Annotated in this window: 5 protein-coding genes; all 5 read right to left on the bottom strand. The window is 54.9% G+C overall.

The features are described 5' to 3' along the window. A partial coding sequence (locus HY768_09720; protein MBI4727474.1) for a helix-turn-helix domain-containing protein occupies positions 1 to 96 on the bottom strand: 96 nt, incomplete at its 3' end. A 47-nt stretch (positions 97 to 143) separates the two neighbouring features. Continuing rightward, positions 144 to 515, bottom strand: a complete 372-nt coding sequence (locus HY768_09725) for a four helix bundle protein (protein ID MBI4727475.1) — start codon at positions 513 to 515, stop codon at positions 144 to 146. Between the two features lie 16 nt (positions 516 to 531). Further along, positions 532 to 2,505, bottom strand: a complete 1,974-nt coding sequence (gatE, locus tag HY768_09730) for a Glu-tRNA(Gln) amidotransferase subunit GatE (GenBank protein ID MBI4727476.1) — start codon at positions 2,503 to 2,505, stop codon at positions 532 to 534. A gap of 188 nt (positions 2,506 to 2,693) precedes the next feature. Further along, entirely contained in the window at positions 2,694 to 3,626 is a 933-nt protein-coding gene (locus HY768_09735) for an NAD-dependent epimerase/dehydratase family protein (GenBank protein MBI4727477.1), read from the bottom strand. 28 nt (positions 3,627 to 3,654) lie between these two features. Then, positions 3,655 to 5,442 (bottom strand): molybdopterin-dependent oxidoreductase, encoded by a 1,788-nt coding sequence (locus tag HY768_09740; protein MBI4727478.1) that lies wholly within the window; start codon positions 5,440 to 5,442, stop codon positions 3,655 to 3,657. Positions 5,443 to 5,731 lie beyond the last annotated feature (289 nt).

Raw genomic sequence — 5,731 nt, forward strand, 5'->3', positions numbered from 1 at the left:
ACCGGTCCTCCAGCGAGCTTCCCATTTATAGACCCACTCCCGTGATCTGTTAAGTTCCCGTGCTATTTCAGTTACTTTGACACCTTGCTCGATCAACTCTATACAGCTTTTACGAAGATCGATTTCTCCCTCTTTAGTAATTGTTAGGTCAGTGTCCTAAAATACCTGATGTACCCGTTTATCAACTTTTTACATTCAGTTATCATTTGTAAAGCAGAATCCAAGTCTTTATTATTGATATATTTCTGGTCAAAAGCCAAATATGCCTGCGTTTCCAGCTCATACAATGAACCACGTGCGATATGGAAAAATTGTATGGAATCTTTGGCGTGATTTCTGCCCGAGCCTTCAGCGATATTTGACGGCACTGATACTGAGCATCTCCTAATCTGGCTTGTCAGCCCATACAGTTCTTGAGCAGGAAATGATTTGGTCAGTGTATAGATAAAATTCGTCAGTTCCCGGGATTTTTTCCAAACGTTCAGTTCTGTATACGGTTTTACTTTTTCTGTCATACAATAACCCTAACAACTAGTAGCAACCATCAGCTATATTTCGAAGTTCCTTGAGGCCGATGTTCCCCAGCGCCGGTTTGCGCAACTGCCCCATGATCCAGTGTTTCCCGGCTTCCGGGGATTTAGAGGTCTTGATGCTTTTATATTTATCACGAAGGAATTGTATTTTTGAAGCGATCTCTTCCCGGGAGAACCGCTTGAAATCAAGATTCACCAGCACCGAGTCAAAATCCATCTTGGGATACTGGTAAACCACCGGCAGCATGGTTTTGATTATCTCACCATCCAGCTTGCTGCCGACCACGTATTTATAGAGGTCGTAGATGCGGTCATAAGTGAAGTCCGGGGATTTTTTATAATGCCCCTCGATGTTCTTCAAAAGATGCCCGAAAACACCGCCCACGGTTTTGGGGTTCTGCCCCAGCCCGGTTACTATCTTCTCGATCACCGGATACAGGTTGCGGACGAAGATGTAGGTATAGCAGTCCTCCGGCACTCCCCAATCTTTTAACTGCCGGTAGCGGTCCGCCACTTCGGTGGGCACTGATTTTCTGATCTCGTCGATTTGAGCATCCTCCAGCGGGATGGGTTTGGAATCGGTGTCGGGATACATCCGGTCGGCCCCGGGCAGCACCCGCTCGAACACCGTGGTACCGTCCTCGAATGTCTTCCTGGTTTCGTTGGGCACGCCGGTAAAGGCCATCCGGCAGCGCTCCTCAATGGTCTCCAGGGCGGTCTTGATGTCCTCCTCCGGCCCCCAGAAGATCATCTGGGCGTCATCGGGCGCCGCCTTAAGCAGGGTGCGGATCTGATCCCAGTCCTTGGCCGGGAACATCGGCTCCATTGCTTCGGAGCTGGTCATGTTGGGTTTCTCGATGCAGGCCACCACCTTCAGCCGGTCCGAGATCTCGTCGGCAAAGCATTTCTTAGGCTGGGTGAAATGCGACAGGATGCCTTCAAAGCCTTGCAGGTTCACCGCCAGCGCCTTGTGGCCGTTGTTTACCAGTTCCTTGAAACAACTGCTCTCCAGCTTTCCGGCAATTGATTTGAGGGGCTCGGATCTGATATTCCATTCCTTCTGCTGCTTCACCTTGTTCTTTAGCAGGTCGCGAATCTTGAGCAATGCCCACTGGCGGAAGCATTCGTTGTGGGTCAACAGCGGTATCCACTTGGTGTGGGAGACGCCTTTCAGCTCCACCCGGGTGCCGCCCCGGCAGGAGACATTGACGTCCTGGCGAGCCGCCCCGATCCCGGTGCGGACCTTGCCGGCGCTGCGGTTCAGGAAGCGGATGTAATCGCAGGCTTCCTTTACTTCGTCCGGGTTCTTCATGTCGGGATAGGTCACAGTCTCTATCAGCGGCATCCCCAGCCGGTCGGTGCGGTAGACCCGGACATGGCCGATGTCCGAGACCTCGCGGCAGGAGTCCTCCTCCAGCGACAGTTGGATCAGGCGGACCTTTTTGTGTTTTAGAGGGATCACTCCCTCCACCCCGATGATGGCGGTGCGCTGGAATCCGGTGGGGATGCTGCCATCCAGGTATTGCTTGCGGGCGATGTGGACCTCGCCCACTACTTTCAACCGGGAAAGCAGGGCTATCTCGATGGCGATCTCCAGCGCCTGGCGGTTCAGGGGGAAGGGCGGGGTGTCGTCCACATCGTAGGTGCAGGCGGTCCGGTTGCTGATGTGGTAGACGATGTTTTTGCGGGTCTTGAACTCCATCAGGGCGGTGCCGTCGTATTCCCCCAGTTCCGAGAGGGTGGGGCGCATGTGACGGATGATCTCGGCGTCGTAGTCCTCTGGCTTTTGGAACTGCCCGGCCGGGCAGCGGCAGAAAAGCTTTTGCTCCGTCAAAAGCTGCTGGTGCACCTCCAGCCCCGACATGAAGCCGATCCGGTCATAGTCGGCCTGAGCGGCTTCTTTTATCGGGACATAGCCGGCGGAGGCCAGGGTGGTCCGGTAATTATTTTGGGGATCGAACTTTGCGCTCACGAAAATGTAATCTTTTTAGCTGGGTGATGAATTTTAATTGTGCCTGATAAGGATAATACAAATATGACCGTCTGTCAACCGTAAAAAAGTTAAGGCAGGCTTTGGGGCAAATAAAAATGCGGACCGGCAAAATATACAAAATATATTTTGACCGCCCGCACCTGTAAATTCACGCTCCGCAGTTTCGATTACCTGATGCTTTTAAAATAATCGGCGGTGCGCTGTATCCCGTCGTGTAAATTGACCTGGGGCTGCCACCCCAGCGCCTCTTGGGCCTTCCGGTTGGCAATGGCGCTTTTATGCAGGTCTCCGGGCCGGGGCCCGGCCCGGTTGAACTTCGGCTCCGCTTTCAAAGACTTGGCTACTTCCCGCAAAACCTGCCCGGTGGTAACGCCCTTTCCCCAGCCGATGTTCACTGTCTGGTCATTTCCCCGCTCCAGGGCCAAAAGATTGGCCCGGACCGCATCCTCCACATAAACATAATCTCGTTCCATGCCGTCCGGCTCGCCTGAGTAGGCACACAGTACCGGAGTCGCCCCTTTCTGAAAGGCCTGGATGAAAATGGCCACCACTCCGGCCTCCCCCTGCGGGACCTGCCGGGGGCCGTAGATATTGCCATAACGCAGTATGGTTGAAACTAACCCGTGCTGGTAGCGGTAATAGGCCAGGTAGCGCTCGCAGGCATACTTAGCACAGGTATAGGGAGAGTGCGGATCGGCCCGGTATTCTTCTGGCGTGGGGACGACTGAGGCTTCCCCGTAAATGGTCCCGCCGGTGGAAGGAAAGATCACTTTTTTCACCCCGCACTTTACCGCCGATTCCAGGGTTTTAATCAGCCCCACTATATTGACCTCGGCGTCGCGGGTCGGATCCTTGACGGAAAACGGTACGCTGATCTGAGCCGCGTGATGGTTTATTATCTGCGGTTTAAAATCAGTGATGAACTCGTCCGCCCTGGGGCTGCGGATGTCGCAAAGCTCAAACTGCGCCCTGGGATTGATATTTTCCCGCTTGCCGCTGGAAAGATCATCCAGCACGGCCACCTGATGGCCGGCCGCCAGATAGGCGTCAACGATATGGGAGCCGATGAACCCGGCCCCTCCGGTCACTAATATTTTCAATTTATATGAAACTCGCTTTAATTCGTGGTTAGGTTTTTTCTATCTTGACCGCGATGCCCCTCAACTGGGGCGTCTTCAGGTGGTGGTTGGCCTTGGCCAAAGCCAGCAGGTTGCCGCCGAAGTGCGCCGGCATGAAGGCGGTTTTTTTTATAAGGTCGGGATTGGACCTGGTCGTGACCACCAGGCTTCCGGCGGCCGAGAGGATCTTCACCTTCCATCCGGCCCGGACCCCCAGTTCCTTGATATCATCGGGATGCAGTTCCACAAATCCTCCGGCAAATTCGCGGGCCAGATGATAGCTGTTGAAGGTCAACTGATCATCGCCGTAAAGATGGGGATAGGCCGTGCCCAGTTCCAGCAAATAACCCTGGGGGGCCGCTTTGGACAGATTAAAAGCCGTATCCCATCCGGCCGGGACCAGCGGCTTAAGCTCATCCTTGGGATCCAGTTTTCCGCCAATCACGGAGGCCATGGCCTTTAAGGATTCTTCCAGTGACATCACTTCAAAATCCGGTTTTACCGCCTGTTCAAATTTCTGCCTCCGGCCGTCCAGATTGCAGAATGAGCCTTCCTTTTCAAAGGACAAAGCCAGCGGGAAAACCGCCTCGGCATACTGGTGGCTCTCGGAGGCAAAGTGATCGAAGGCCACCACCAGCTCGGCCTGGGCCAGGGCCTGGGACACTCCCTCTTTTCCGCCCAGCGTCTTCAGGGGATCCTCGCCCACCAGCAACAGGGTTTTTATTTTTCCAGAGCCCAACGACTCCATCATCTCGGTATAGCTTTGCCCCTTGTCAGATGTCAGTATCCGGGCGCAGCCCCAGTCGTTGGCGGCGGCAGCCGTCTGAAGCACAGAAAGCTTTTCCGGCAGCAGCAGCGAAAGGCCGGCCAGGGCCGAACGGGCCGCGGCCGCGTCGTGGCCGGTAAACAGGCTGCGGCCGAATATCACCAGCGGCGCTTTGGCGGACGCGAGCATGGCCCCCAACTGTTCTAGCCCCGGCAGGACCAGGCCAGTGACGGATAACAGGTTCTCCCAGGACATTTTGGCCAGTGACTCTTTGACCTTGCGGAAAGCCGGATCCTTGGATTCCAGCTGGTATTTTTCAACCATTACCTTCAAGAGGGCCGGCAGCGCTCCGGCCTCATGGCCGGGAATGGTCTTCAGGAACAATTCCGCCGCATCGGTCAGCGCGCTTTTGCGGCTGTCCATCACCGCTAGCCGGGCGGGCTTGCCGGCGATGACGTGGCTCAGGTCGGCCGACTGATAGGGCCGGTCGGCCTCCGGCTTGCAGGCCGAGACCACCCGGGCCCCCAGCACGGGGTTCTCTTCCATCAGGCTTGCCCCCAGTACGATGATCAGGTCGGCTCCAGAAATGTCGGCGGCAACGGCGGTTTTGGGGAATTCTACCGGCAGATAACCCAGCCGGGCGGCGCTGTCGTAATTGGGGGTTTCCAGGATGTCTTTAGCAAACGAGCACAGGGCCTGGGCTTCTTCCACCGTCAGCCGGGAAGAAGTAATGATTCCTATGCTTTGGGGGCCGTGCTTTTCCTTGATGGACTTCAGTTTTTTGCCGGCGGACTCCAGTCCCTTATCGTAGCCGATGGGAACCAGCCCACCGTTCTTTTTGTAGAGCGGGGTTTTTATCCGCAGCGGCGACCATAAAAGCTGGTAACCGGTCCAGCCCCTGGCGCAAAGCTGTCCGGCCGAAAAATAATGCTCCTGGCTGGCGGTCACTCCGCCGGTCCAGCCGTCCTGTTGTACCAGATAGAGGCCGCAGCCGCAGCCGCAATGGGGGCAAATGGTAAAAGTCTGTTTCATATTATTTTTTATTTGAACTGGTGTTAGTTTAAACCGTAAAAATGTCTGCCATTTCTACTAATGCTACTTTCTGTACCGCCAGAAAGTAGCCAAAGAGCTCGGCCGCGCACCTCCCGGGCGGGTCAATATGCCCGTGGCCTCCCCGCCATCAGACTGTGTCATAATAAGAGAGGAAATGACAAACAATGCCGAATATGCTATAATTACCTGTAATAGAAAAAGGAGCAGGCCATGGCATATCGGCATGGAGATCGCAATCAATGTACGATGTTTCCCAAAAGCATCGAGG

The sequence above is a fragment of the candidate division TA06 bacterium genome (genome assembly GCA_016208585.1).
GTDB lineage: Bacteria > Edwardsbacteria > AC1 > AC1 > EtOH8 > UBA5202.

Excerpts from the sequence above, each read along its gene's own strand:
- HY768_09740 (MBI4727478.1), bottom strand. The coding sequence starts at position 5,442 with ATGAAACAGACTTTTACCATTTGCCCCCATTGCGGCTGCGGCTGCGGC.
- HY768_09725 (MBI4727475.1), bottom strand. The coding sequence starts at position 515 with ATGACAGAAAAAGTAAAACCGTATACAGAACTGAACGTTTGGAAAAAA.